Here is a 25353-nt window from a genome sequence, read left to right on the forward strand (position 1 = left end):
CGACGCCCGAGGCCACGAGGACGACGCCATGCAGGGTTCCCAGTACACCGTGAGCGACGTGATGACCGGCACCGTCGTGGCCTTGGCCGGCGGTGCGGCGTTCAAGGAGATCGTGCGCACCCTGCGGGAGTGGGGCGTCAGCGCGATGCCGGTGCTGGACGAGCGCGGCCGGGTGATCGGCGTCGTCTCCGAGGCCGATCTGCTGCGCAAGGAGGAGTTCCGCGCCGCCGACCCGGCCCCGTCCGCCGGGCCGGACCGTCCGCACGGCGCGGCCAAGGCGCGGGCGGTGACCGCCCGGGACCTGGCGACCGTCCCCGCCGTCACCGTGAGCGCCGACGCCACCTTGGCCCGCGCCGCCCGGCTCATGGCCCGGCACGGCGTCAAACGGCTGCCCGTCGTCGACGGCGAGGGGCTGCTCAAGGGCATCGTGAGCCGTTCCGACCTGCTGAAGGTGTTCCTGCGCGGGGACGACGACATCGCCGAGGAGGTACGGCGGGAGATCGTCGCCGGCCGCTTCCCGGTCCCCTTCGACGCGGTGGACGTGGAGGTGCGCGACGGGGTGGTCACCCTCAGCGGCCACGTCGCCGACACCTCGCTGGTGCCGCTCGCCGTCCGTCTGGTCGGCTCGGTGGAGGGCGTCGTGGACGTACGCTCCACGATCGCCGGCCCGCGCCGCCGCCCCGTACTGGAACCGGACCTGACCGACGGCTGACGGCCGGACCAGGGGAGTGGTCCGTACGTCCCGGGGCCGGCGGAAGAGGGCCCGACGTCCCGGGTACGGGAGGGGGCCGGGCGTCCCCGAGGAGGGGCCGAACCGTTCTCGTCCGGTGCCGCGCCGGGTGCGACGGTGACAGGAGAAGGACCTGCCGCACGACGCGGCAGCTGGGGCGAGAGGCGAGGCGGTGGTCGCGATGGAGGCGCCCCTGATCGTGGGTGTGGACGGATCGGGTCCGAGTCTGACGGCGGTCGACTGGGCGGTGGACGAGGCCGCCCGCCGGCACCTGCCGCTGCGGCTGGTCTACGCGTCCCTCTGGGAGCGCTACGAGGGTGTGGTGCCCACCGGCGGCACGGACCGGCCCTCGGAGCAGGTGATGGCCGAGCACGTGGTCGCCTCCGCGCTGGAGCGGGCCCGGCGGCGTGACCCGGAGGTGAAGGCGAGCACGGACATCCTCCCCGAGGACGCGGTCTCCGCCCTGGTGGACGCGGGCGACACCGCTTCCGCGCTGGTCATCGGCTCGCGCGGGCGCGGGGGGCTGAAGGGGCTGCTGCTGGGTTCGGTGAGCCTGGCGGTGGCGGCCCGGGCGCGCTGCCCGGTGCTGGTGGTCCGCGGCGACGGCCCGGGCGTGACCGGGGCGCACGAGCGGATCCTGCTCGGCGCCGGCGGTCCGGACAGCGCCGCCGAGGCGGTGCGGTTCGCGTTCCAGGAGGCGGAGACGCGCGGCTGCGTCCTCGACGTCGTACGGGCCTGGCGCACCCCCCTGCCGACGGCCGGGCGGGCGGTGGCGCCGCCGGAGAACCCGCCCCTCGGGTACGAGGAGCGGGCCGCCGCCCTTCTGGAGGAGCTGCTGAGCGCGGCGGCGGCCGACCATCCGGCGGTCCGGGTGCGCCGGGCGACCGTGGAGGGGCCGGCGCACCGGGTGCTCGTGGACCGCTCGGCCGCCGCCGATCTGGTGATCGTCGGAGCGCGGCGCGGGACGGGACAGCTCGGGCTCCAACTGGGCCGTACGGCGCACGCGTTGCTGCACCACGCGCGGTGCCCGGTGGCGGTCGTGCCGCAGCGGGCCTGACGGACCGCCCCGGTGCGCACCGCCGGGCGTGGGGCGCCGCGGTTCAGGCGCGCCAGTACCCCAGTGCGTGCAACCGCTCCCTGGGCACGCCGAGTTGTCTGCGGACGAAGGCGGCGAGCTTGCGGGTGGTGGCCGTGTCGCAGGCGATCCACACGTAGGCGTCGGGGTCCAGGTGTGCCGGCAGACTCGACCGCACGGCCTCGACCAGCCGGTCGCCGCCGTCCTGCCGGGGGACCCGCACGACCCGGCGGCCGGGGCCGTCCCGGCGCGGGAAGCCGTCTGCGTCCGAGGGGTCGGAGGTCTCGAACCAGATGGTGGCCGGGACCGAGGGCGCCGATTCCAGCAGGGAGTCGATGGCGGGCCGTGACGCGGCGTCGCCGATCACGAGGAGCTGCGAGGGCGGCGGGTCCGGCAGCGTGAACTCGGAGCCCTGCACGGTGGCTTCGATCGTGTCGCCGGGGCGGGCGGCGCGGGCCCAGTCGCCGGCGCACCCCGCGTGCAGGACGAAGTCCATGCCGAAGGTCCCTTCGGCGGGGTCCGGGTCCACCAGGGTGTAGGCCCGCTGGTGGGGGTGCCCGTCGTCGTCGAACCAGAGCCGCACCCACATCGTGGGGTGTGTCCCGGTCGCCCGCAGCATGCCGCCGTCGCCGAAGGACAGCCGGTGCAGACGCTCGGAGATCCGCTCGTTCGACCGCACGGTGAACGTGAAGTCCTGGCCGCGCATGAGCCTGAGGGCGACGCCCTGCCAGCCGTGTCCCATGTTCCGCCCCCTGAGGTGCTGTGATCCGGTGTGGAGAGTGACGGCGTCAGTGCCGCGAGGTGGGACGCGGGCGGTGGTGCGCGCACGGGTGTGCGGTGAGCAGCAGCCGGATCCGGTCGCCGGCCTCCACCGCGTCGCGGGCCGGGTCCGGGAACAGCAGGCGCACGTCGCAGTGGCCTTCGCGGTACTCGCAGCGCAGGGCGATGCCGTACCGGTCCACGGCGAGCGGCAGCGCGCGCAGCACGCCGTGCGGCAGCCGCGGACCGACGAGGGCGACCAGGGCCGCCACCATGTCCTCGTGGGCGTCGGCCAGATGCGTGAGCAGCGCGGCCTCCTCGACGGCGAGCGGGTCGGGTGCGGCGCGGGTGAGGTCGGCGAGGCCGACGTCGTGTTCGCCGGTGAGGGTCCGCAGCGTGATGTGCTCCGCCTCGAAGCGGAGGGCGTCGCCGTCTTGGGGCCGGCCGGGGACGAGCCGGCCGGCGACGGTCACCTGGGCCCGTACCCGGTCGCGCAGGGCGACGGGCGCGATGTCGGTGAACTCCGCGCGCGCGGGGAGGCGGCCGTCCGGCGCGGCGGCGACCTGTGCGGCCAGCGGACAGCCGGCCCGGGACGAGAGGGTGATCCGCCCCCGGGCGTCCACGGAGTGCAGGCCGATCAGGTCGTAGTCCTGCCGTTCGGTGCTGAGCGACAGGGAGGTCGCCCGGGCCAGCACCGAGCGGACGTACTCCGCCGCGGTCTGCTCGGACACGGCGGTGTCGATGGCGGCGGCCAAGGCAACTCCTCGGGGGACAGGGGACGGTACGGTTTTACTTAGGCAAGCCTAACCTAACCGTCATGCCTCCGGGTGTCCACGGCGCGCCGCGAGGCTCGCCCGTACGGGTGCCGGTGCGGTCCGCCGGCGTTCGACCAGGCCCAGGACGACGCCGACGACGATGATCAGGCCGCCGAGGAGCTGCGGCAGCCGGACCGTCTCGCCGTTGATCACCACGGCGCCGAGCACGCCGAACACCGGTACCAGGTTGAGGATGTTGACCGCGACGCTCGACGTCATCCGGCGCAGGCCGTAGTTGTAGAGGAGGAAGCCGCCCACGGAGCAGGCCACGGCGAGATAGGCGAGCAGCGCCGAGGCCGTGGCGTCCGGCAGCCGCCAGTCGCCGGCCTCCAGGAGCGAGGCGAGCAGGAAGCCGGCGGCTCCGGCCACGGTCTGCCGGTAGGTGAGGCTCAGCGCGTCCTGCCCGCGGACCGCGTACGTGCCCAGCACGTTGTACCCGGCCCACGCCAGGCCGCCGAGCAGCAGCAGGACATCGCCGAACCAGCGGGCGCCGCCGCCGGCTTCGGCGCCGTTGCGCACCACGAGGACGGCGCCCGCGGTGGCCAGCAGCACGCCGCCGACCCGCGCCGGCGGCATCCGGGTCCTCAGCACCGCCAGCTCCAGGAGCATGGTCATCAGCGGATAGGACGCCACGATCAGGGAGGCGTCGGAGGCGGTCGACAGTTCGACGCCGATGTTCTCCAGCACGAAGTAGGCCGTGATGCCGAGCAGTCCGCTCAGCGCGATCAGCCGCCGCCGGCGGGGGTCCGGCCGGGCCGGCGGGGTGCGGCGGCGCACCCGCGCCATGACGCCGAGCAGTACGGCGGCGACCGTGAAGCGGACGGCCCCGATGGTCAGCGGGCCGACCTGTGCGAGCACCTCCTTGGTCACCGCGTACGAACTGCTCCACAACAGTGCCGCCGCGACCACGGAACAGATCGCCAGGACCCCGGTCCTCCGCTCGTCCACCCTGCTGCCCCTTCCCGTACGCACCCACGACGCCGTCCGGTTCGCACGGCAGGGCGGCGAACATCGGACGGCGTCCGTGCCGGAAAGCTAGCAATAGGATGCGGTGCATGGCACGCTGGCCGAATATGATTCGGCGGCCGGGAGATGTGGCGAAACATGGACGAACTAGATTCGGCGCTGGTGCGGCTTCTTCAGCAGGACGGTCGGCGCACCAATCGGGACCTGGCGCAGGAGCTGGGCATCGCGCCCTCCACCTGTCTTGAGCGGGTCCGCTCCCTGCGGGAGCGCGGCGTGCTGCTCGGCTTCCAGGCCGAGGTGGACCTTCCCTCGATCGGCCGGGGACTCCAGGCGATCATCGCCGTGCGGGTGCGGCCGCCGACGCGCGCCGTCATCGAGCAGTTCCAGGCCTTCGTGGCGCGGATGCCCGAGGTGATCGAGGTCTTCGTCCTCACGGGCACCGACGACTTCCTCCTGCACGTCGCGGTCCGCGACACCGACCAACTGCACTCGGTGGTCCTCGACAAGCTGACCGAGCGACGCGAACTCGCGGACGTGCGCACCTCGGTGGTCTACGGGCATCTGCGCAAGCACGTCATCGAGCCGATGTGAGGAACCGCCGGGGCGCGCCCGGCCCGGGGGAGCCGGCCGGGGCGGTGGCCGTCAGGGCGCCTTGACCGTGATGTCCCCGGTGGAGGTGCCCAGGTCCAGCGCGTACCGGGCCTTGGGGTCGGTGGGCACCGAGACGTGCGGGCTGCCGTTGCTGGTGTGGGCGGTCACCCGGTAGGGGCCGGCGGCCGCCGTGACGGTGACCGGGGCGTTGGAGGTGCGCACCCACACGTCCTGGGCCGCCGTCGTGCCGATGACGACCGGGCCGTTGGAGGACTTGGCCTTGACCCCGCCGCCCTTCAGCCCCTTCGCCTTGATCCGGCCGTTCGAGGTGTGAAGGTCGACCGCGCCGTCCGCGCCGTCCACGGTCACGTCGCCGTTGCTGGTGCCTACCTGCACCGCGCCCACTCCCGACAGGTCGATGGCGCCGTTCGACGTCGTACCGGTCACCGGCAGTCCCGCCGGCACGTCGACCGTGTAGTCGATCGAGCAGTCGTCGCCGCAGCCGGCCAGCACCAGGACACCGTCGTCGACGCGGAAGGACGGGGAGTCCGGTTTGTCGCCGCGGTAGCCGACCTCGCGGTGGACCGACACCTTCGTGGTGTCCGAGTCGCCCCGGATCTCGACCCCGCCGTCCTTGTTGTCGAGCCGGATCGACGTGATCCTGTCCGAGACGGAGTGGTCGTCCTTGAAGTGGTCGTCGCTGATCACGCCGCACGCGCCGAGCGCTCCCGCCGCGATCACGGTCACGGACGCAGCCGCGAGCAAGCGGAGCCGCTGGTGCATGAGAATCTCCCCGTTCGGCACAAGTGGCCGAGCACGTCGGCCGTTTCGGTCACTCCCCGGGCCGGACCCGGGACCGGGTCCGCCGCCGTCACGACGCTACAAGGACCGCGACCGACCGCACCATGGGGTTAACCCCCCACCCCCGCCTGTGGTTTGCCGCCGGTCGTCGCGGTCGTCGCGGTCGTCGCGGTCGTCGCGGTCGCCTCGGCCGCTCTGGTCGCCCGGTCGCGCTCAGGGCGCAGGTCGTGGGGCGCACGTCGCGCCGACGGTGTCGGCGAAGGCCCGGGCCAGCGGCGTCAGCGCGCTCCAGCGGCGCACCGCCCAGCCCACCGACAGCTCCGGCAGATCGGGGACGGGAAGGAAGCGCAGCGGCCCGGAGCCGGCGGCGGACCGCTGGCCGGGCAGGGCGGGGACGATCGCGTGCCCGAGGCCCAGCTCCGCCAGCAGGATGGCGGTGTCCCAGTCGGCGACGCTGGTGTCGGACCGCACCTGGATGCCCAGCCGCGCGAAGACCGCGTCCAGATGGCTCCGGGACGAGGAGTTCTCCGGCAGCCTGATGTGCCGGATGCCCGCCAGATCGGCGGCCCCGACATGGGAGCGCGCCGCGAGCGGGTCGTCGGCCCGGACGGCCAGCACCCACGGCAGCTCGACGACGGGACGCTGCTCGATGCCCGCGACCGGGTCGCCGAGCGTGATCCAGGCCAGATCGACCGTGCCGGCGGTGAGCGCGTCGAAGCAGCTGCGGCTGGAGGTCTCGGTACGGAACTCCAGACTCACCTTGGGGAAGCGCCCGCGGAAGGACACCACGGCCTCCGCCATGAAGTGCCGCACCGTGGTGGCGCCGGTCGTCACCCGGACGGAACCCGCGTCGCCGCGCACCAGCTCGTCCAGATTGCGCAGCGCGGTGTCCAGACCGGCGATGCCGTCCGCCGCCGCGGCCCGCAGGATCCGCCCCGCCGCGGTCGGCGCCACCCCGCGCGGATGGCGCTCCAGGAGGCGCACCCCCGTCTCCCGCTCCAGCCGCTTCACATGCTGGCTCACCGCCGACTGCGTACAGGACAGCTCCCGGGCGACCGCACTGAGGCTGCCGGCCCGGCACACCGCGACGAAGACGCGCAGATCATCAAGAGTCATGGCACCCAAGCTAGTTCTTGGATGCGTATCACCAAACCCTAGGATTGACTTGGGCATCGGGGACTTGGACGATCTTCCCGGGGCGGCAACCTCCTCCCGCGCTCAAACCCTCCGGTCCGGACCGGAGCGGGCCGGCGGGACAGGTGTCGACCCCGCCCACACCCGAGAGGAAACACACGTGTCCACGACTCCACCACGCAACGACAGCCCCGCAGGCGGCCGTCTGACCATCGCGGTACTCGGCCCGGGCGGCGTCGGCGGCCTCCTGGCCGCACTCCTGGCCCGGGCCGGACACCGGGTCGTCTGCCTCGCCGGACAGGACACCGCTCACGCGCTGCGCCAGGACGGCATCCGGGTGCGCAGCGGCCAGTTCGGCGACTTCGTCCAGCCCGTCGAAGCGGACACCGCACTGCGCGAGCCGGTCGACCTGCTCCTGATCACCGTCAAGCACACGGCACTCGACGCCGCGCTGGAGCGGGTGCCGGCCCGCCTCCTCGGCGACGACGCCCTGATCCTCCCGCTGCTCAACGGCGTCGAGCACCTGGCGGCGCTGCGCGACCGGTACGGCGCGGACAGCGTCGCGGCGGGTGTGATCCGGGTCGAGTCCACCCGCACCGCGCCCGGCGCCATCGAGCACGGCAGCCCGTTCACGGAGATCGACCTCGCCGGCCGGAGCGAACGCCTCGCCCCGCTGGCCGCGCTGCTCACCGACGCGGGGGTGCGCACCCGCGTCTTTGACGACGAGACGGCCGCGCTGTGGGCCAAACTCGCCTTCCTCGCCCCGTTCGCGCTGCTCACCACCCGCTACGGGCTCACCATCGGCGCGGTGCGCACCGAGCGGCGCGCGGAGCTGACCGCGCTCGTCGAGGAGACCGCCGCGGTGAGCCGGGCCTGCGGCGCGCCCGCCGACCCCGCGAAGGCGCTGGCGCTGTACGACGCGTTCCCGGCCGGCAGCAAGTCCTCGATGCAGCGCGACGCGGAGGCGGGCCGTCCGCTGGAACTCGACGCGATCGGCGGGGCGGTCGTACGGGCGGCCGAACGGCACGGAGTGCCGGTGCCGGTGACGAGCCTCCTGGTGGCCGAGCTGACGGCCGCGCCTGCGGCGGGCGACGACTGACCCGGGACGGCGGCCCGGCGCCGGGGCCGGGGGCGGCCGGCGGGCCGGTCCGCGGCGGGGGCGGGGCGGGCCGCCCCAGTGGTCAGACGCGGCCGATCTCGCTCGGGAGTTCGAGGGAGAGGACCCGGTCGGCGTAGGCGAACGTCTCGAACTTGGCGCCGTCCGGCACGTCCGGGTCGTCCTCCAGCCGCCGCAGCGCCTCCAGCACGGCGGGGGTGTCGAGGTCGTCGTCGTAGGCGGCGCCCAGCCGCCGTACGGTGTCCGCGTGCATCGGGCGCGAGGGCGCGTCCGCCCAGGCCGCGACGCGCCCGCGCCACCGGCCCAGGGTCGCGCCGGCCTCGGCCAGCGCCGCCTCGGTGATCCGGGCCGGGAGGGCGTACGGCAGGGCGAGCAGGGCCAGCCGGAGAGCCGACGGGTCGGCTCCGTCGGCGGCCGGTGTGTCCGTACCGCCGGGCGGCTGCGCCGGGCCGACCACGACCAGCAGCCCGTCCTCCGTCGGCGGGGGCGCGGCCGACGGGGCCAGGACATGGACGTCGACGGGGCCGCCGAACGGCGCGGACACGGTGGCGTCGGGGGTGCGCACGGCGGGCGGGTGGATGCCGAGGCGTCCGGCCGCGCCGGTCAGCGCCCGCGCTCGCTCCTCGGGCAGCGCCCGCTCGACGTGGCCGGTGATCACCTGGAGGTCCTCCAGTTCCGCGATCCGGAACAGCACATCGGCGACGAGCATCGCCCGCAGGTCGCCGAGGAGGTCGTGGCGCCCGGCCGGTGCGGGGTGCACACAGACCCGCAGCAGTCCGCCCGGCCCCCGCCGGACCGGGGTGAGCCGCCGCGACCGGCTGTCGGTGAGTCGCACGCCGTCCTCCTTGCCCGGTACGGCGCCTGCCGCCGTGCCGGTACGAACTCCGGTTCTCCGCACGGCCGGTGACGCCACCGCGCCGGCGACGCCGACGAGCGCCGACGCCGCCTGTCCGGATTCCCGCTGTCGCTCCCACTGTGCGGACCGGCGCCGGATGAGGCAAGCGCGGCACTCGGCCGGCCCGGGGCGGCGGCGCCGGGGGCCGGTTCCGTGACCCGCGTGGCCCCGGCGGTCTTGACCGTGGCCGCGGGCGCCGGTTGACTCGGACCCGGCGATGGATCCCGCCTGGACTCCGGTCCGAACCGCCCCGATCCCGGGCTGATGGTTCCTGACCACGGTCAGGAACCCATGCCCCCGGGAGGTGCGTACGGTGAAGCCTTCGCCGCCGCCCGTCGCCGTCCACAGAGACACACACGGCGTGCACACACCCGCCGGAGTGTCTCCGGCCGTTCGTTCCCCGCCGTTCGTTCCCCGCGGGACTCACCACCGCGCCCCGGGCCGCCCGACGGACGGCGCGCGTGGCGTGTGCCGCCGCCGGACGCGGCCCCTTCCCCGCGTGGCCCTGCTCCCGCGCCTGCGTGCGGCGCCCCGCCGGAGCCGAGCCCCCGCACCCCTCCTCCTCCCGCGACGCACCACCCTTGAAAGGACGACCCCCCATGCCTCTGCGGATCACGGCCCTGCACGCCGTGGAGATCCTGGACTCCCGGGCTCGGCCCACCCTCGCCGTCACCCTCACCACCGCCGACGGGGTCCGCGTCCGCGCCGGCGTGCCCTCCGGCGCGTCCACCGGCACCCGCGAAGCCGTCGAACTGCGCGACGGGGACCCGGCCCGCTACCACGGGCAGGGGGTGCGCACGGCCGTCGGTCACGTCAACGGCGAGATCGCCGAAGCCCTCACCGGCCGCGGCTACGCCTCGCTCGCCGACGTCGACCGCGCGCTGATCGACCTGGACGGCACCCCTGCCAAGTCCCGCCTGGGCGCCAACGCGCTCGTCGGCGTCTCCCTCGCCGCGGCCCGCGCCGAGGCCCTGCTCGCCGGGCGCGAACCCTGGCAGCACCTCGCCGCGATCGCGGGCACCGCGCCCCGGCTGCCGGTACCGCACTTCAACGTCGTCAACGGCGGTGCGCACGCCGCCAACGACCTCGACTTCCAGGAGTTCATGCTCGCCCCGCTCGGCGCGCCCGGCCTCGCCGAGGCGGTGCGCGCCGGAGCCGAGGTGTACGCGCGGCTCAAGGCGCGGCTGGCCGCCGAGGGGCACACCACCGGCCTCGGCGACGAAGGCGGCTTCGCCCCCGCCGTCGACAGCGCCGAGACGGTGCTGCGACTCCTGGTCGAGGCCATCGCCGACGCCGGCTACACCCCCGGGCGCGACGGTGTGGCCATCGCCCTGGACCCGGCCGCCAGCGAGTTCCGCCACGCGGACGACGGGCTGTACCACGTGGCCGGCGACGCGCTGACCAGCGACCGGCTCATCGACCGCTACGAGGAGATTGTCGACCGCTTCCCGGTGTGGTCGATCGAGGACGGTCTCGCCGAGGACGACTGGGACGGCTGGGTCCGCCTCACCGAACGCCTCGGCCCCCGGGTGCAGGTGATGGGCGACGACATCTTCGTCACCGACCCGGAGATCATCGCCGGGGCGATCGAGCGGAAGGTGGGCGACTCCGCGCTCATCAAGGTCAACCAGATCGGCACCGTGACGGAGACCCTCGACGCGATGCGGGTGTGCCGCGCGGGCGGCTACCCGCAGATGGTCTCCCACCGCTCGGGCGAGACCGACGACACCTTCATCGCCGACCTGGCCGTCGGCGCCGGCTGCGGACAGCTGAAGTCCGGCGCCCCGGCCCGCGGGGAACGCGTCGCGAAGTACAACCGGCTCATCGAGATCGCCGCCGCCGACCCCGCCCTCGCCTACGGCCTCGCCCCCCGGTGACGCGCGCGGGCGGCGGTCGTACGGCTCGCCTGCGGCGGCGCTCTCACGCGATGTTCAGCCGGACGCCGATGAGCGTCGTCGCGACGCCGCCGGCCGCCATGGCGAGGGCCCACAGGGCGGGGCGGCCGGCCAGGAGACGGGCGAGCGCGGCGCCGAGGGCGGACAGGGCCAGCACCGCCAGGACCACCACGATCCAGGGCGGACCTGGCAGGACCGCGCCCAGGGCGAGGGGCAGCGCGGCGCCCGCGAAGCTGGCCACGCAGGCGACGAGTGCGGCGCCGTAGGAGCGCAGCAGGGCGAGGCGGCCCAGCCGGGTGGCGGCCATCCGGCCGCTCCCGCTGAGGCTCAGTTCCTTGGCGACGTGCACGAGGTGGGCCCGGCGTTCGGCGTAGTCGGCGACCATGACGGTGAACGCCGAGGTGATCAGCGCGGCGCAGCCCACCCGCGCGGCCAGCCCCCAGCCGACCGGGCTGCCGGATCCGGTGAGGGAGGCCGCGGCGAGGGTGAGGGCGTTGAGCAGGCCGTCCGTGATCCCGAGGACCAGGGGCAGCCGGACCTTCTCGACGGCCGCCGCCGGGGAGGCGGTCATCGCTTGCGGGGGGTCCGTTCGAGTGTGTACGTGCCCGCGACCACCTCGTCGGTGCTGTGCACGACGGCTCCCGTGTGCTCGATGGCGCGCTGGACGGCCCGCGGGTCGAGATCGTCGCCCTCGATGGTGACGTCGGTTCCGATGGTCTCGACGTCGATCTCGGTCACGGTGACGTTGACGGCCTGGACGCCGGGGACGTCCTCGATCGCCCGGGCCAGCTGGGGCAGGCTCGGCTCGGAGACGGCCATGTCGACGTCGAGGACGAGTCGGCGGATGGGCATGGGAGGCGTCCTTCTTCGGGCACGCGCACGCGGGCCGGGGGACAGGACCCATTGGCCTGGTCGGCGGTTGGGCCGCCGGCGTACCGGGGGCCGCGGCGGGATCCACCACCGCTCGGCGCGGGCGAACGCGCCTGCACATCAGCTCGTCGCATGGGTATCCCGCCGTCCGCGCGGTGAAACACCCACCGCGCGGGCGTCAGGTCCGCGTGGTGCTCGTGGTCCCCGTGGCGGAGTGGGGCGGCGCGGAGTCAGGCGCTGGAGCCGGCGCAGGGGCAGGGGTCGGCGGCTTCTGTCCGGCGGATCGGCCGGCCGTCGCGACCACGCTGGTGAGGACGCCCGCGAGCAGCCCCCAGAAGGCGGACCCGATGCCGAGGAGGGTGACACCGGAGGCGGTGGCCAGGAACGTCACGACCGCCGCCTCCCGCGACGCCTTCTCGGACAGGGCGGTGGCCAGGGAGTTCTCGATCGTGGCCAGCAGGCCGACGCCCGCGAGGGAGAGCACCAGGGCCTGCGGCATCGCGGTGAGCAGCGAGGCGACCGTGGCGCCGAACACGCCGACGCACAGGTAGAAGACGCCCGCCCACACGGCGGCGGCGTACCGCTTGTCCCGGTCCGGGTGCGCCTCCTCGCCGGTGCAGATCGCGGCCGTGATGGCGGCCAGGTTCAGTCCGAAGGCGCCGAACGGGGCGAGTACGGCGTTGACGGCACCGGTCCACGTCATCAGGGGCGAGACCGGCACGTCGTAGCCCGAGTTGCGCAGCACCGCCGCCCCGGGCAGGTTCTGCGAGGCCATCGTGACCACGAACAGCGGCACACCGACGCCGACGAGGGTGCGCCAGTCGAACTCCGGCGCCGTGAACACCGGCCGGGCGAGCGAGACCCGCAGTTCGGCCAGGTGCCAGCCGCCGGTGAGGACCGAGGCGAGGACGCCGCCGGCGAGGGCGACCAGCACGGCGTAGCGCGGGGCGAGCCGGCGGGCCAGGAGGTAGAGCGCGAACACCGGGAAGGCCAGGGCGAAGTCGCCGTGCATCGTGCTGAACAGTCCGGTGCCGAACCGCAGCAGCACCCCGGCGAGCAGCGCGGCGGCCAGCGGCACCGGGACGCGGTCCATGGCGTGGGCGAACCATCCGGTCACACCGGTGACGAGGATGAGCAGCGCCGAGAGGACGAACGCGCCGACGGCCTGGGCCATCGGCACGCCGACGAGGGCGGTCGTGAGCAGCGCGGCGCCGGGTGTCGACCAGGCGGTGACGACGGGGGTGCGGTACCGCAGGGAGAGCCCGACGCAGGTGACGGCGAGCCCGACGCCGAGCGCGAGCATCCAGGAGCCGATCTCCGCGGGTCCGGCACCGGCGGCCTTGGCCGCGGTGAACACGAGCGCGGCCGAGCTGGTGACGCCCACGGTGACGGCGACCAGACCGGCGGCGACCGCCGAGGGCGGGGCCGCCGCGCGCAGACGGTCGGTGAAGGAGGACATACGGGGCGACTTCCGGGACGAGGCGGCGAGGGGCGCGGTTGTTCCATAAACAGAACGTTCTGTTTGTGGAACACTAGAGAGCGGGGCCGAGACCCGTCAACCACGGCGACGACAGCGGGAGCACGATCCGGCGATGGGGCTGAACGACGAAGTGGGGCGCAGGCTGCGCGAGCTGCGCACGGCCCGGGGCCTGACCCTCTCCGAGCTGGCCCGACGCTCCGGCGTGGGCAAGGGCACGCTCTCCGAACTGGAGGGCGGCACCCGCAACCCCACGCTCGACACCCTCTACGCGCTCACCACGGCGCTCAACCGGCCGCTCAGCGCCGTGCTCGCCGACGAGACGCCGCCGTCCACCGGGCAGCACCGGGGCGCCGTCTCCGGCAGCGCGGTCACCGCGGCTCTGATCGAGCGGTACGAGGACGGGGAGGCGGTCACCGACGTCTTCCGCGTCACCATCGCCGCCGGCGCCACCCAGGAGTCGGCCGCGCATGTCGCGGGCACCACGGAGAGCCTGATGATCCTCAGCGGCACGGCCGTCGTGGGCGCCCTGGACGCGCCGCGCAGCGTCGGGCCGGGCGGCTCGGTGCGCTGGGCGGCCGACACCGCACACCTCTACAGCGCCCCGCACGGCGAGGTCCACGGCGTCCTCTTCGTCCGCTACCCGGTCACCGCCCGGTGATCCGGTCCGGCCGCCGCACACGGCGATGAGCCGCGGCGCCCCCGTGAGGGGCGCCGCGGCGCACCGAACCCGCGCGGCTCACCGCGCCGAGCGCGTCACCGACTGCTCGTGAGATACGCCCACAGGGCGCTGGGCGAGCCGGACTGCACGGTCAGCGGAGTGCTGGGCGACGTGCCGGGTGTGAGGTGGACGCGGTCGTCGGGCGAGGTGTGATTGCTCAGGAACGCCTCACTCGGTCCCGTGGCGGGGCGGCACCACAGAAAGCCGTCGTCGTCGGGCCGGTACGGGTTCACCGTCACGGTGCTGCCGCCCAGCGGGTGCCCCGGGTGGGCCGACGTGGAGTTGACGTACTGCCCGTCGAGGATCAGGTACGAACAGTCGTCCTGGCCGGTGCGGCCCGCCGGGACCACGCTGAACTCCTGGCCGCTCTGGTGCCGGGCGGCGGACAGGACCACCGTGGAGCCCTCCTGGTCCGGGCGGTCGACTTCGAGCGCCAGCGGTTCGGGTGTGTCCTGCTGGAGGACGACCTCGCTGGTGCTCAGCGCCTGGCCGGGCTCCTGGAGGAACCAGCGCTGTGCGGCGCTGCCGTCGAAGTCGCGGCCCGCCACCTCGCCGCCGCCGCCGGTGGCCGTGAGGAACTGGTGGGTGACGAAGTTCTGCAGGGCCCAGGTGCCGTCGGCCTGCGCGACCGGCGCCCAGAGCTGGTCCTGCGCCTGCGCCGGCCACAGCACCGTGCGCGCGTTCCGGGCGCCGCCCTCCTGCCCCAGATAGCGGCCGCTGTACGGCGGCTGCGCGTGGTAGAGGCGGTAGTAGTCCGGGAACTCCGGGTCGGGCGACAGGGTGAAGGTCTGGGCCGGCAGGTTGGCCTGGTTGAGCGGCTGGTCGGTGACCGCGTGGCTGCCGGTGGACGGCCCCGCCCCGTTGGTGGTGGCCGCGTTGCGCAGCACCGCCTGGACCGGCGGCACCGGATTCGCCGCCGCCTGCGCGGGCGGCGGGGGGTTCGGCAGGTTGCCGAGCTGGTAGCGCACGGGATAGTGGTCCGAGACGACGAAGGTGCTGAGCACGGTCGTGCCGGTGACGCTGGGCGGCTGCTGCGCGCCGCCGACGGGGACGGCGGCGTAGTCGAGGACCGCAGTCGAGGACGGATGGGTGTCCTCAGTCGGTGCGTGGACGGTGAAGCGGCCGGCCACCGCGGCGCCCAGGTTGTTCGGGTCGCGGTTGTAGTCGCCCACGGCGATCCAGGGCAGCCCCGCGGTGTTCATCTGGGTCTGGATGTTCTCCAGCAGACTGGGGTCGTCGTTTCCGCTGCCGGACACGCCGTGCAAGGTGTAGTAGACCACCCCGCCGACGTTGATCCCGAGAGCGGGACGCGAGTCGAGGAAGCCGGACCTGGCGACGTACACGTCCTGCGGCGCGACCCGGGTGGTGCTGAAGACGGCCAGGTTGACCCGGCCCTCGGTGGTGGGGGAGGCGTCGGTGGCGGTGCTCAGCCAGTACAGATACCCCAGGGGCCGGCTCTCTGTTCCGAGCCGGTACTCCCGGACCGGGACGACTTCGAGATCTTCCCAGTACTGGATGTTGTTGTGGGCGATCACCGCCCCCGGCTGGGCGCTGGCGGGCGGGGCGCCGGCCTCCTGGAGCAGGACGACGCTGGCGCCGCCCGCTCCCCGGACCAGCCGGGGCAGGTCGGCGACGTACTTGTTGCTGTTGACGATCCCGCCGTTCGCGCCCTGCATGTTCCAGGTGGTGACCGTGCGCCGGTCGTTCTGGCGGGGATCGACGCCGCCGCCGGTGTCGCGCAGGAACAGCGACGGCCGCTTGCCCACGTCGGCGGCGACCACGCCCTGCCCCGTGTAGTCCAGGGTCTCCCGGCCGGTCCAGTCCGCGATCGCCTGCCCGTCCTGGCCCAGCGGCTTGAACCGGTGCGGGTCGGCGTCGTCGGAGCCGAACTCGAAGGCGGTGCCGGGCTGGGTGCCGTAGGGCGCGTACGGTTCGAACGGCCCGCCCGGTGTGGTCTGTTTGATCATCGTGTTGCCGTAGAAGACGTTCTGCGGCCCCGACGATCCTGACCACTTGACCGCCTTGGGGCCCGCGGCCCACCAGATCGGATACCAGGTCCCCTCGTCGATCTCGCCGCCCTCGCCGCCGCAGTTGGCCTGGCAGCTGGCCGAGCGGTGCTCGTAGGGGACCCGTACCGTGTTCTGCTCGAAGAGGTTGCCGTGCTCCCAACCGCCGTGCAGATTCAGGTCCGAGTCCAGGTCGTTGCGGAAGGCGACGTTGCCGCTGGCCGACCACTGGAAGGTGAAGTGGCGCAGGTTGCGGCTGAGGTTGTACGCGTACAGCGAGTCCCACACGCGGCTGCCGCGCAAGTACCCGTTGCCGCCCTTGCCCTTGTTCCACGCGCCGTCGAAGCTGTTGCGCTCGATCTGGAGGTTGCGCGCGTCCTCGGTGACGATCGGGTGAGAGCCGGTCATCGTGGCCTTCACTCCGCGCACCCAGTCGTTGGCGGCCCACTTGAAGACGATGCCGTGCATCGCGTACTCGGGCGCCATGTTGCCGTAGTTGTGCACGGCCTGCTCGGGGGTCAACTGATACGTGCCGCCGCCCAGTTTGGGCAGGCCGGTCATGTCCTGGGTGAAGGCGAAGTTCTCGAACCCGACCCCCTCGACCACGTTCAGCGGGGTGACCTTGCTGGCGTACGGCTTGTCGCCGAGCGCGGGCGAGCCGTCCGAGGTGGAGTCGACCGGCAGGTCCCACTCCAGCGGCCGGTCCAGCGTGATCGTCCGGGCGGTGGCGTCGATGCCGGTGACCCGGAACATCTGCTGGCGCATGTGGAGGTCGTCCATCGAGCCGCGGTCGCTGACGCCCTGCTGCTCGTAGAACTTGACGCTGTTGGCCGCGCCCACCCACACATAGCCGCCGAGCGAGAACTTCTTCATGTCGGTCTTCGCGTCCAGGGGCACGACGTCGCTGCCCTGCCGGGCCGCGTAGCCGGGGTCGCCGGTCCGGGCGGCCACCTTGATGCCGGAGGCCCAGTGCTGGTTGACGCTGCCCTCGAAGATGTCCTTGCGGTTGGCCGGGGCCGCCGCCCAGTCGTCCTGGTACCGGGCCGCCACGTCCCGGGTCTGCACCCGGAACATGCCGCGCCCCGGCCACATCCAGCCGCCGGTGCCGACGTCGCTGCCGCTGCCGGCCTTCATGCTGTCCTGGTCCCAGCGGCCGTTGACCAGGGTGTCGTAACGGGTGTTGTTCACGTCCGGCCGGAACACCAGCCGGGTGCCGCCGTCGCCCGAGCCCTGCCCGCGCACGATCAGGAAGTCGGCGTCGACGTAGATCTGCCGGGACACGTCGATACGCCCGGACGGCAGCGAGAGGAGCGAGAGCCGGTCGAAGTTGGCGTTCGGCGAGCAGGCGCTCTTGATGTCGTCGATGGCCTTCTGGAGGCCGGAGGTGTCGTCGGCACCGTCGTCCGCGACCACGCCGTACTGGGCGGCGAGACGGTCCGGGGTGATCCGGCAGGAGGCGTCGTCGGTCAGCTGCCCGTCGCCGGGCAGCGGCAGGCCGCCCCGGTACCCGACGCGCGACCAGTCGGGCATGCCGGCGGGCGCGGCCGTGCGGTTGGCGTAGCTCAGATCCGGACCGTCCGCTCCGGGACCGGCCGTCACCGAGGCGGACGCGGCCGAAACCGCCTTCGCCGAGGCGGAGTTCACCGAGCCGGCCGAACCGACCGAACCGACCGAACCGGCCGAGCCGGCCGAGCCGGCCGAGCCGGCCGAACCGACCGATCCGGCGGCGGCGGCCTGGGCGGCCTGGGCGGGCGCCGCCGAGGCGAGCACCGGTAAGGAGAGGGAGAGCAGCAGGCCGGACAGCAGCCCGGCCGCCGATCGTGAGCGTTTCACGTGACCCCTTCTCGTTTCATCGTGGTGTCCTTCTCGAACCTTCTCGAACCTTCTCGATGCTTCTCGAACCGGACGCGGCCGCTACGGGCAGGAGAACCGCAGGGAGGAGATCCGGTCGTTGTCGTACGACTTGCTGGTTCCGTAGGCGTAGTCGCCCGTCAGGCCCCAGCTCCACGACGACGCGTAGTCGATCTGGGAGAAGTGCAGCTCCCCTTGGGGGTCGTCCCAGAACTCGATCGCGCACTGCGAGTTGTTCAGCCACGACGACACCTGGTTGTCGGCCGGGTCACCGTTCAGGAAGTGGACGTTCGACATGCGCACGATCGCCGTGGTGCCGCCCGCCGGGGGAGGGGTGACGATGGCCTTCGAACCCGTGCCGCCGCCGTTCTGGTAGAGGCAGAGCGCCCAGCCGGGGCAGCCGTCGTAGGGCGGGTTGGCCGCGGACGCGGGCGTCGCGGAGAAGAGCAGCGCCGCGCCGGCGGCGACGGTGGCGACGGCGGCGGTCGCCGACTTCAACGAGGTGAGGATCACGGAGAGACCTGCTTTCGGGCTCGGCCCGCGTCGGCGACGCGGGCGGTGGGAACAGCGGACGGCCGACGCGCCCCCGGAACCGAGGACGTGCCGTGGCAGAAGGGTGCGCCGAGCGGCGGCGCGCAGGCGTCAGTCAAGTGACCGCCCTCTCGCGCCGTGCCCTCTCGTGGCGCTCTCCGCGCCTCAACGACGCGCGTCGAGCAGCAACTTGCCGGAGGTGCGCCGCGACTCGATGTCGACGTGGGCCTGTTCGGCCGCCGCCAGCGGATAGCGGCCGGTGACGTCGACCCGCAGGCTGCCCTCGCGGATCAGGTCGAACAGGTCCCCGGTGTGCTTGAGCAGCAGCTCTCGGGTGTGGATGTGGTCGGCGAACACCGCGTAGGCGACCTTGACGCTCTTGGGCAGGTCGGTCATCCGCACGGTGGGGACGTCACCGATCAGCGGGCCGTAGTAGACAAGGGTCCCCGACCGCCGCAGCGCGTCGAGCGACGGCTGGAACGTGCCGGCCCCGCCGCCGTCGAAGACCGCGTGCACCCCCTGACCACCCGTCAGTTCGGCCACCCGGTCGGTGAAGTCGCCGCCGGAGGAGACGAGCACCTCGTCCGCGCCCGCCGCCTTCGCGGCCGCGGCCTTCTCCTCCCGGGACACCAGGCCGATCACCCGTACGCCGCGCAGCTTGAGCAGTTGGACGACCATCCGGCCCACACCGCCGGCGGCGGCGTGCACGAGTGCGGTCCCGCCCTCGGCCAGCGGCGCCGACTCGGTGACGAAGTGGTGCGCGGTGAGGCCCTGCATCATCGTCGCTGCGGCGACGTCGCTCGGGAGGTCGTCCGGCACCGGGACCGCCTGGTCGGCGGGGACGACGATCTTCTCGGCGTAGCTGCCGTAGACGTACACCCACGCCACCCGGTCGCCCACGGCGAAGCCGCTGACGCCCGGGCCGACCGCGGCGACCCGGCCGGCGCCCTCGACGCCGGGGACGAACGGGAGGCCCCTGGGCAGCCCGTAGCCGACCCGGGAGCCGGTGTCCATGAAGTTGACGCCGGCGAAGTCGACGTCGACCAGCAGCTCTCCGGGTCCCGGCTCGGGGTCGGGCAGCTCCCGCACCCGCAGGACGTCCGGCCCGCCGAATTCCTCCACCACCACGGCACGCATGTGACCCGCCTCTTCCGCTCGCTCCTCGCCGGCCCGGCCGCCTGGGACGGCGCCGGGGCCGGCCACGTTGTGACGGTGAGCGTAGGGAGCGGTTTTTGGACCGGCAAGTCCAGAAAATGGGTTCGGGTTCGCTCCACGCGGCCCCGCTGCCGAGCACGGTGCGGCGGGCCCGGCGCGGGCGGGGCGGGGCACCGTGCGGCGGGCCCGTGGTGGGCGGCGCCGGTACAGTCGAATGACCTAACGTCTCCGGGTCCCGGCCGCACGACCTGCGACCGGACGGGCCCCCTGTGCCGACGGCCGTGCGGCGCCGGGGCCGCGCCGCACCGTCAAGTGACTGTTGTGGCCGGGCTCGCCGCCGGACGACAGTGTGGTGTGCCGGACTCCGCCGAGGGAAGCGACCGCCCCCGCGACCGCCCCTCGGCGCTCCACACCCGCGGCGCCTTCCCGGCGCGGGCCGGTCAGCATACGTATGACGGAGGGTTTGACATGATCGACAGGCGCACCTTCGGCAAGGCGGTCGGCCTCGGCACCGGCGCGGCCGCCGTCTCCCTGGCCGGCCTGCCGGCAGCGGAGGCCGCCTCGGCCGCACCCCGCCCCGAGGGCGGCGACACGTCCCCCCGGACCGTGCCCGCCGTCGCACCCGGCGCGCACACCGCCTTCCCCACCCTCAAGCAGGTCCGGGCCGGCGTCCTCGACATCGGCTACGCCGAGGCCGGCCCCGCGCACGGTCCCGTGGTGATCTGCCTGCACGGCTGGCCGTACGACATCCACAGCTACGTCGACGTGGCGCCCCTGCTGGCCGACCGCGGCTACCGCGTCATCGTGCCCTACCTGCGCGGCCACGGCAGCACACGTTTCCTGTCCGACCGCACCGTCCGCAACGCCCAGCAGTCCGCGATCGCGCTGGACATCCTCGCCCTCATGGACGCCCTGAAGATCCACCGGGCCGTCCTCGCCGGCTTCGACTGGGGCTCGCGCACCGCCGACATCATCGCCGCCCTGTGGCCGGAGCGGGTCAAGGCGCTCGTCTCCACCAGCGGCTACCTCATCACCAACGTGGAGGCCCAGCAGACATTCCTCGCCCCGGCCGCCGAGCACACCTGGTGGTACCAGTACTACTTCGCCACCGAACGCGGCCGCCGCGCGATGGAGGACCCCGGCAACCGCGACCAGCTGTGCCGCCTGGTCTGGGACCTCGTCTCGCCCACCTGGGACTTCGACGACGCCACCTTCGCGCGCACCGCGCGGGCCTTCGAGAACCCCGACTACGCCGCCATCGTCATCCACAACTACCGCTGGCGGCTCGGCCTCGCCGACGGCGAACGCCGCTACGGCCGCTACGAGAAGCAGCTCGCCGCCCGCCCCGCCATCCCCGTGCCCACCGTCGTCCTCGACGCCGAGCACGACCCGTTCGCCACCCCCGGCCACGACGTCAACCGCGACCGCTTCACCGGCCCGTACGCGTACCGCGTGATCGAGGGCGTCGGCCATGACCTCCCCCAGGAGGCGCCCACCGCCTTCGCCCGGGCCGTGGTCGACGCCGACCGCCTCTGAGGGACGGCCCCGCGGTTCCGCGGCCCGGCCCGCCCGGCCACGGCCGCCCGGCCCGGCCCCGTCCGCTCAACCGTCCCCGGACAGCGCGCGGACGCCCCGCTCGTGCAGCCAGTCGAGGACGTGGTCGGCGACCTGCCGCCAGCCGCTGTCGACGACCAGCGAGTGCCCGCGGTCCGCGAACTGCTTCAGATCGGTCACGGCCGTCGAGTCGCCGTACAGCTTGTACACGGCACGGGTGACCGCGTCGGGCACGAGCAGGTCCTCCTGCCCGGACACCAGCAGCAGCGGACCGCGCGCCGTGTTGCCGGTGTCCGCACGGGCGCGCGGATGCGGGTCCGCGCCCGTGCGGCCGAGGTCGGCGAGCAGCCGGTACGGCGCCGGCACGACATAGCGCTCGAAGAGGCGGCCGGACTCCTCGGCGCCGACCGTGTTGGCGAAGAGGCGGCGGAACCGCTGCGGCGACAGGACCGCCGACGGCCCTTCCGGACCGCCTTCCTGCCAGGCCGGGGGAGCCGGGAGGGGAACGCCGTTGATCGGGGCCGGCGCCAGGGCGACGGCGGCGCGGCCCGCCCCGGCGCCGAGCAGGCGCTGCGCGATGAGGCCGCCGGCCGAGTGACCGACGAGGACCGGCGCGACGGCGAGCGAGCGCACGAGTGCGGCGTAGTGCTCCGTCAGCGCGTCCAGACCGGGGCCGCCGCCCGGCGCTCCGGGCCGGGTGCGCGCCTCCCGGACGGTGGCCGCCTCGCCGGGCCAGCGCGGCAGGAAGGGGAGGTATCCCCGGTGCGCGAACCGCCGGGCCCACGACTGCCAGGACAGCGCGTGCAGCCACGGGCCATGGACGAAGACGACGGGAGTACGTTGCAAGGCTGGCCCCTTCGCGCAGGACGGCCGCCCGGCACCGGCACGCGGGCGGTCGTCCCAGGATCAGCCGGGGGCCGCCCGGCGGCGACAGTCGAATGACTCACCGCGCGCCCCCATCGGCGTGCCGGATCGCCTGACGTCCGCTGTCCACCCGCGGCGGGCTCCCCGGAAGCTCGCCCATCCGGTTCAGGGCGTCGCGCAGCGCGGCCCGGCTGGTGATGCCCAACTTCGGGAAGACGCGGTAGAGATGGGCGCTCACGGTACGCGGGGACAGCCCCATCCGCCGGCCGATCTCCTTGTTCGTCAGACCACCGGCGGCCAGGTCGGCGATCCGCAGCTCCTGCCAGGTCAGCGGGGCCGACGGGTGCGCGGGGGCGCCCGACGGGGCGCCGGCGGCCCGCAGTGCGAGGCGGGCCCGCTCGGCCCAGGCGGTCGCGCCGAGCCGTTCGAACTCCTCGGCCGCCCGGGCCAGCGGCCGCCGGGCCGCCCCCGCGTCCCGGGCGTGCCGCACCCGGACGCCGTGGGCCAGCCGGATCCGCGCCAGCTCGAACGGGAAGCGCGCGCCGGCCGGGTGGGACTCGGCCCGCTCGAACATCTCGGCCGCCTCCGTCATGTCGTCGGCCGTCATCGCCAGCGCCCCATGGGTGAGCAGCGCGAGACGCGGGGAGAGATCGGCCAGTCGCGCGTCGCGCGCGGCCAGCGCATGGGCCCGGGCCTGCTCCACGCGCCCGGTGTGCAGGGCGGCCTCGACGAGGTCGAGCAGGGTCCGCGAAGCCTGGTAGACGTACGGCCGGAAGGCGCCCGCGGGTGTGATGCCGGTGGCGTACGCGTACGCGGCCTCGTAGTCGCCGGCGCTCAGCGCGGCCGTCGCGCCCGCGGAGTCGGCGAGCTGGGTCAGGAAGCCGACACCGCGCGGGCGCGCCCACGCGTCGACCTCGGCCCGCAGCGCGTCGGCCCGGTCCACCTGCCCGCGCAGCGCGGCGAGTTGGGCCAGATAGCCGCGGGTCTGCTGGGCGAACAGCTCGTGGCCGTGCTCGGCCGCCAGGGCCAGGGCGCGCCCACCCGTGCGCTCGGCGGCGTCCCACTCACCGGCCGCCGTCTGGTCCAGCATGATCAGGTGCAGCATGATCATGCCGCTGGACGCCGCGCCGGTCTCCAGTTCGCGGGCCGCCACCTGCTCCAGATGAGGGCGGAACAGGCCCAGCACGTCGAGGTGGTACGCCGAGACGCCCAGCCGCGAGACGTCCCAGGGTTCCCGGTCGCGCAGGTGCGCCGCGGCCCGCTCCACCGGCCCGGACCAGCCGGCGCCGTGCCGGACGACATCGCTCCAGGTGTCGCCGTACAGCCGCGACCGCTCGTCGGCCAAGTCACCGAGAGAAGCGAGGAGTTGGCGGGTGCGCTCCCATACGGCGCGGTCCGCGGCGTACTGGCTGACGGCGAGCAGCAGCGTCACCAGGCGGCCGAGGACCTCGTCGTGCCCCCGTGGTCCGCCGTCGTGCAGCCTCTCGATCGCCGCCGTGATCTGGCGCAGCGCGGAGCGCACCTCGCCGTGCTGGTAGAGGGCCAGATACCCGGCGGCGAGCACCGAGGCCGGGGAGTCGTCCGCGCCGGGGGCGGGGTCGGCCGACACGAGGCGGCGTGCCTGGCCGAGGCGGGCGGCGTGCCCGGCGACGAACGCCGCGTCCGCGAGCCGCCTGGACCGCTCGGCGTGGGTCTCGCTCAGCTCCGCTGCACGGGTCAGCCAGGCCACCGCGGCGAGCGCGCCGCCGCGCCGGGTCGCCGACTCCGCCGCCGCCTCCAGGACGGCCGCCACCTCCTCGTCCGGGTCGACGGTGGCCGCCGCCAGGTGCGCGGCGCGGCGCTCCAGGTGTGCGCGGTGCACCCGTGCCAGCGTGTGGTGGGCGGCGCGGCGCTGGTTGGGCGTGGACATCTGGACGACGCTCGACCGCACCAGCGGATGCCGGAAGGCGAGGTCGCCGCCGACCGGCTCGACGACCAGCAGACCGCGGGCCACCGCCTCCTCGGCGTCGCGCATGCGGTAGCGCGCGGCGCCGGCCGCCGTGTCGCCCGGCCGGGTCCCGACCCCGTCCAGGGCGCCCTTCAGCAGCTCGGCGCGGACGCCGTCGCCGAGACCGGCGATGCGGGCGCCGTACAGGTGCTGTAATCGGCGCGACAGCGGCAGACCGGGCCGGCCGAACACCTCCTCGGGCGCCGCCGGGTCGCCGGAGCGGTCGCCGATCTCGACCGGGAGCTCCAGCAGCGCCAAGGGGTTGCCCTGGGCCTCGGCCAGCACGAGCCGGCGCAGCCGCGGCGGCAGGCCCGGATGACGCAGGTCGAGCAGGCGCGCCGCGTCGTCCTCCGGCAGGGCGCCGACCGGCGCCTCCGGCAGGGCGGCGGCGTCCCACCGCGAGGCGATGTCGGCGCGGACGGCCGCCAGCAGCCTCACCGGGCTGCCGGCCAGCCGGCGGCCCACGAAGGCGCAGACGGCGGCGCTGGGGTCGTCCAGCCACTGGCCGTCGTCGAGGACGAGCAGCAGCGGCCGGCGGGAGGCCGCCAGGGACAGCAGGCCGAGCACCGCGATGCCGAGGGTCATGACGGACGGCGGCGCGCCCTCCGGCCGGCCGAACACGGCGTCGAACACCGCGCGGGCCGGCGGCTCCAGCCGGGTGGCGTCGGGGAGCAGCGGATACAGGAGCTGGTGCAGTCCGGCACAGGGGAGTTCGGACTCCGCCTCGACGCCGGTGGCCCGGATCACCAAGTGGCCCTCGCGGGCCGCCAGTTCGGCGGCGTGGTCGAGCAGCGCGCTCTTGCCGACCCCCGACTCGCCCCTGAGGACGAGCGCCCGGGCGTCCGCGGCCGTCACGAACGCGGCCAGCCGCGCCTGTTCGCCGTCGCGGCCGACCATCGTCATGACCGACTCCAATCAACTACCCGGTTAGTTGATTACATCCCGCACTCCTGAAACTGTCAAGTAAACGGTTAGTTAGCAGCTGGGTTAGGCTGCGCCCATGCAGCGCGACGCCGAAGCCACCAAGCAACGACTCATCGCGGCGGGGCGGGCCGAGTTCGCCGCCCACGGCCTCAACGGCGCCCGCGTCGACCGCATCGCCGACGTCGCCAGGTGCAACAAGGCGCAGATCTACCACTACTTCAAGAGCAAGGCGGGGCTCTTCGAGGCCGTCTGGACCACACTGGTCGAACAGATCATCGGCAACCTGCCGCACGACGTGGAGGACCTGCCCGGGGTCGCGGTCCACCTCAGCGACCTCTACGCCGAGCACCCGGAGCTGCCCCGGCTGATCACCTGGCAGCGGCTGGAGAGCGGCGACGAGCCGAACGCCTACGCCGTCGCCGACGTCCGCGCCCGCAGCGCCGCCATCGCCGAGGCCCAGGCCGCGGGCCTGGTCTCCACCCGCTTCGACTCCCGGGTGCTGCTCGCCCTGCTGATCCACATCGCCATGCTGTGGGAGTCCGCCAACCCGGAGGTGCTGGCGGTGGCCGACCTGCCCGACCGCGCCGAACGCCGCGAGGTCGTCCGGCGGGTGGTCGAGGCACTGGTGAACTGAG

22 protein-coding genes and 1 riboswitch are annotated in these 25353 nt (G+C 74.2%); of the genes, 8 read left to right on the plus strand and 14 right to left on the minus strand.

Features of this window, described 5'->3' with window-relative positions; all coding sequences use genetic code 11:
- Positions 1–28 precede the first annotated feature (28 nt).
- Both ABEB07_RS36565 and ABEB07_RS36570 read left to right on the plus strand, forming a co-directional pair.
- Positions 29–712 carry a CBS domain-containing protein gene (locus ABEB07_RS36565; RefSeq protein ID WP_345672364.1) on the plus strand — a complete coding sequence of 228 codons (684 nt, stop codon included), beginning with the start codon at positions 29–31 and terminating at the stop codon, positions 710–712.
- A 199-nt stretch (positions 713–911) separates the two neighbouring features.
- Positions 912–1787: a universal stress protein gene (locus ABEB07_RS36570; RefSeq protein ID WP_345672365.1), complete on the plus strand. Its 876-nt coding sequence runs from the start codon at positions 912–914 to the stop codon at positions 1785–1787.
- 43 nt (positions 1788–1830) lie between these two features.
- Here ABEB07_RS36570 and ABEB07_RS36575 read toward each other — a convergent pair whose 3' ends face one another.
- The 3 genes from ABEB07_RS36575 to ABEB07_RS36585 are packed head-to-tail and all read right to left on the minus strand — an operon-like array spanning position 1831 to position 4327.
- Positions 1831–2547, minus strand: coding sequence for a siderophore-interacting protein (locus ABEB07_RS36575; protein WP_345672366.1), 717 nt, complete (start codon positions 2545–2547; stop codon positions 1831–1833).
- Positions 2548–2593: 46 nt separating this feature from the next.
- Complete coding sequence (locus tag ABEB07_RS36580) at positions 2594–3319, minus strand: DUF2470 domain-containing protein (protein WP_345672367.1); 726 nt, start codon at positions 3317–3319, stop codon at positions 2594–2596.
- Between the two features lie 60 nt (positions 3320–3379).
- Entirely contained in the window at positions 3380–4327 is a 948-nt protein-coding gene (locus tag ABEB07_RS36585; protein WP_345672368.1) for a DMT family transporter, read from the minus strand.
- 156 nt (positions 4328–4483) lie between these two features.
- On the opposite strand from ABEB07_RS36585, the gene ABEB07_RS36590 reads away from it, so the two are divergent.
- Positions 4484–4936 carry an Lrp/AsnC family transcriptional regulator gene (locus tag ABEB07_RS36590; RefSeq protein WP_164583483.1) on the plus strand — a complete coding sequence of 151 codons (453 nt, stop codon included), beginning with the start codon at positions 4484–4486 and terminating at the stop codon, positions 4934–4936.
- A 51-nt stretch (positions 4937–4987) separates the two neighbouring features.
- Here the strand turns inward: ABEB07_RS36590 and ABEB07_RS36595 are convergent, their stop codons facing one another.
- Both ABEB07_RS36595 and ABEB07_RS36600 read right to left on the minus strand, forming a co-directional pair.
- The gene (locus tag ABEB07_RS36595) at positions 4988–5719 is read right to left on the minus strand and encodes a DUF4097 family beta strand repeat-containing protein (RefSeq protein ID WP_345672371.1); all 732 of its coding nucleotides are present in this window, start codon (positions 5717–5719) and stop codon (positions 4988–4990) included.
- A 231-nt stretch (positions 5720–5950) separates the two neighbouring features.
- Positions 5951–6853, minus strand: a complete 903-nt coding sequence (locus ABEB07_RS36600; protein ID WP_176147092.1) for a LysR family transcriptional regulator — start codon at positions 6851–6853, stop codon at positions 5951–5953.
- A gap of 178 nt (positions 6854–7031) precedes the next feature.
- Between ABEB07_RS36600 and ABEB07_RS36605 the strand changes: the two genes are divergently transcribed.
- Complete coding sequence (locus tag ABEB07_RS36605) at positions 7032–7970, plus strand: ketopantoate reductase family protein (RefSeq protein ID WP_345672373.1); 939 nt, start codon at positions 7032–7034, stop codon at positions 7968–7970.
- An 82-nt stretch (positions 7971–8052) separates the two neighbouring features.
- Here the strand turns inward: ABEB07_RS36605 and ABEB07_RS36610 are convergent, their stop codons facing one another.
- Positions 8053–8823, minus strand: coding sequence for a hypothetical protein (locus tag ABEB07_RS36610; protein ID WP_345672375.1), 771 nt, complete (start codon positions 8821–8823; stop codon positions 8053–8055).
- 264 nt (positions 8824–9087) lie between these two features.
- A riboswitch (Fluoride riboswitch) is annotated at positions 9088–9164 on the plus strand.
- Positions 9165–9482: 318 nt separating this feature from the next.
- On the opposite strand from ABEB07_RS36610, the gene eno reads away from it, so the two are divergent.
- Positions 9483–10760, plus strand: coding sequence for a phosphopyruvate hydratase (gene eno / locus ABEB07_RS36615; protein WP_345672377.1), 1278 nt, complete (start codon positions 9483–9485; stop codon positions 10758–10760).
- A 43-nt stretch (positions 10761–10803) separates the two neighbouring features.
- Here eno and ABEB07_RS36620 read toward each other — a convergent pair whose 3' ends face one another.
- The 3 genes from ABEB07_RS36620 to ABEB07_RS36630 all read right to left on the minus strand — a co-directional run bounded on the left by ABEB07_RS36620 (position 10804) and on the right by ABEB07_RS36630 (position 13107).
- Complete coding sequence (locus ABEB07_RS36620; RefSeq protein ID WP_345672378.1) at positions 10804–11349, minus strand: hypothetical protein; 546 nt, start codon at positions 11347–11349, stop codon at positions 10804–10806.
- Complete coding sequence (locus tag ABEB07_RS36625) at positions 11346–11630, minus strand: DUF211 domain-containing protein (RefSeq protein WP_345672380.1); 285 nt, start codon at positions 11628–11630, stop codon at positions 11346–11348. The genes ABEB07_RS36620 and ABEB07_RS36625 overlap by 4 nt, the downstream gene beginning before the upstream one ends.
- 196 nt (positions 11631–11826) lie before the next feature.
- The gene (locus ABEB07_RS36630) at positions 11827–13107 is read right to left on the minus strand and encodes a benzoate/H(+) symporter BenE family transporter (protein ID WP_345672382.1); all 1281 of its coding nucleotides are present in this window, start codon (positions 13105–13107) and stop codon (positions 11827–11829) included.
- Positions 13108–13240: 133 nt separating this feature from the next.
- Between ABEB07_RS36630 and ABEB07_RS36635 the strand changes: the two genes are divergently transcribed.
- Entirely contained in the window at positions 13241–13786 is a 546-nt protein-coding gene (locus ABEB07_RS36635) for a helix-turn-helix domain-containing protein (protein WP_345672383.1), read from the plus strand.
- 95 nt (positions 13787–13881) lie between these two features.
- Here ABEB07_RS36635 and ABEB07_RS36640 read toward each other — a convergent pair whose 3' ends face one another.
- From ABEB07_RS36640 to ABEB07_RS36650, 3 genes are all read right to left on the minus strand, one after another.
- On the minus strand, positions 13882–17685 hold the full coding sequence (locus ABEB07_RS36640; protein WP_345672384.1) for a hypothetical protein: 3804 nt from the start codon (positions 17683–17685) through the stop codon (positions 13882–13884).
- Between the two features lie 81 nt (positions 17686–17766).
- Complete coding sequence (locus tag ABEB07_RS36645) at positions 17767–18216, minus strand: peptidase inhibitor family I36 protein (RefSeq protein WP_345672386.1); 450 nt, start codon at positions 18214–18216, stop codon at positions 17767–17769.
- 183 nt (positions 18217–18399) lie between these two features.
- Positions 18400–19371 (minus strand): quinone oxidoreductase family protein, encoded by a 972-nt coding sequence (locus tag ABEB07_RS36650; RefSeq protein ID WP_345672387.1) that lies wholly within the window; start codon positions 19369–19371, stop codon positions 18400–18402.
- A gap of 486 nt (positions 19372–19857) precedes the next feature.
- On the opposite strand from ABEB07_RS36650, the gene ABEB07_RS36655 reads away from it, so the two are divergent.
- Positions 19858–20925: an alpha/beta fold hydrolase gene (locus ABEB07_RS36655; protein WP_345672388.1), complete on the plus strand. Its 1068-nt coding sequence runs from the start codon at positions 19858–19860 to the stop codon at positions 20923–20925.
- Between the two features lie 66 nt (positions 20926–20991).
- Here ABEB07_RS36655 and ABEB07_RS36660 read toward each other — a convergent pair whose 3' ends face one another.
- Entirely contained in the window at positions 20992–21789 is a 798-nt protein-coding gene (locus ABEB07_RS36660; protein ID WP_345672389.1) for an alpha/beta hydrolase, read from the minus strand.
- 97 nt (positions 21790–21886) lie between these two features.
- On the minus strand, positions 21887–24691 hold the full coding sequence (locus tag ABEB07_RS36665; protein WP_345672405.1) for an AAA family ATPase: 2805 nt from the start codon (positions 24689–24691) through the stop codon (positions 21887–21889).
- Between the two features lie 103 nt (positions 24692–24794).
- On the opposite strand from ABEB07_RS36665, the gene ABEB07_RS36670 reads away from it, so the two are divergent.
- Positions 24795–25352 (plus strand): TetR/AcrR family transcriptional regulator, encoded by a 558-nt coding sequence (locus tag ABEB07_RS36670; protein ID WP_164589138.1) that lies wholly within the window; start codon positions 24795–24797, stop codon positions 25350–25352.
- Position 25353: the final 1 nt, after the last annotated feature.

The organism is Streptomyces similanensis (assembly GCF_039543625.1).
GTDB lineage: Bacteria > Actinomycetota > Actinomycetes > Streptomycetales > Streptomycetaceae > Streptomyces > Streptomyces similanensis.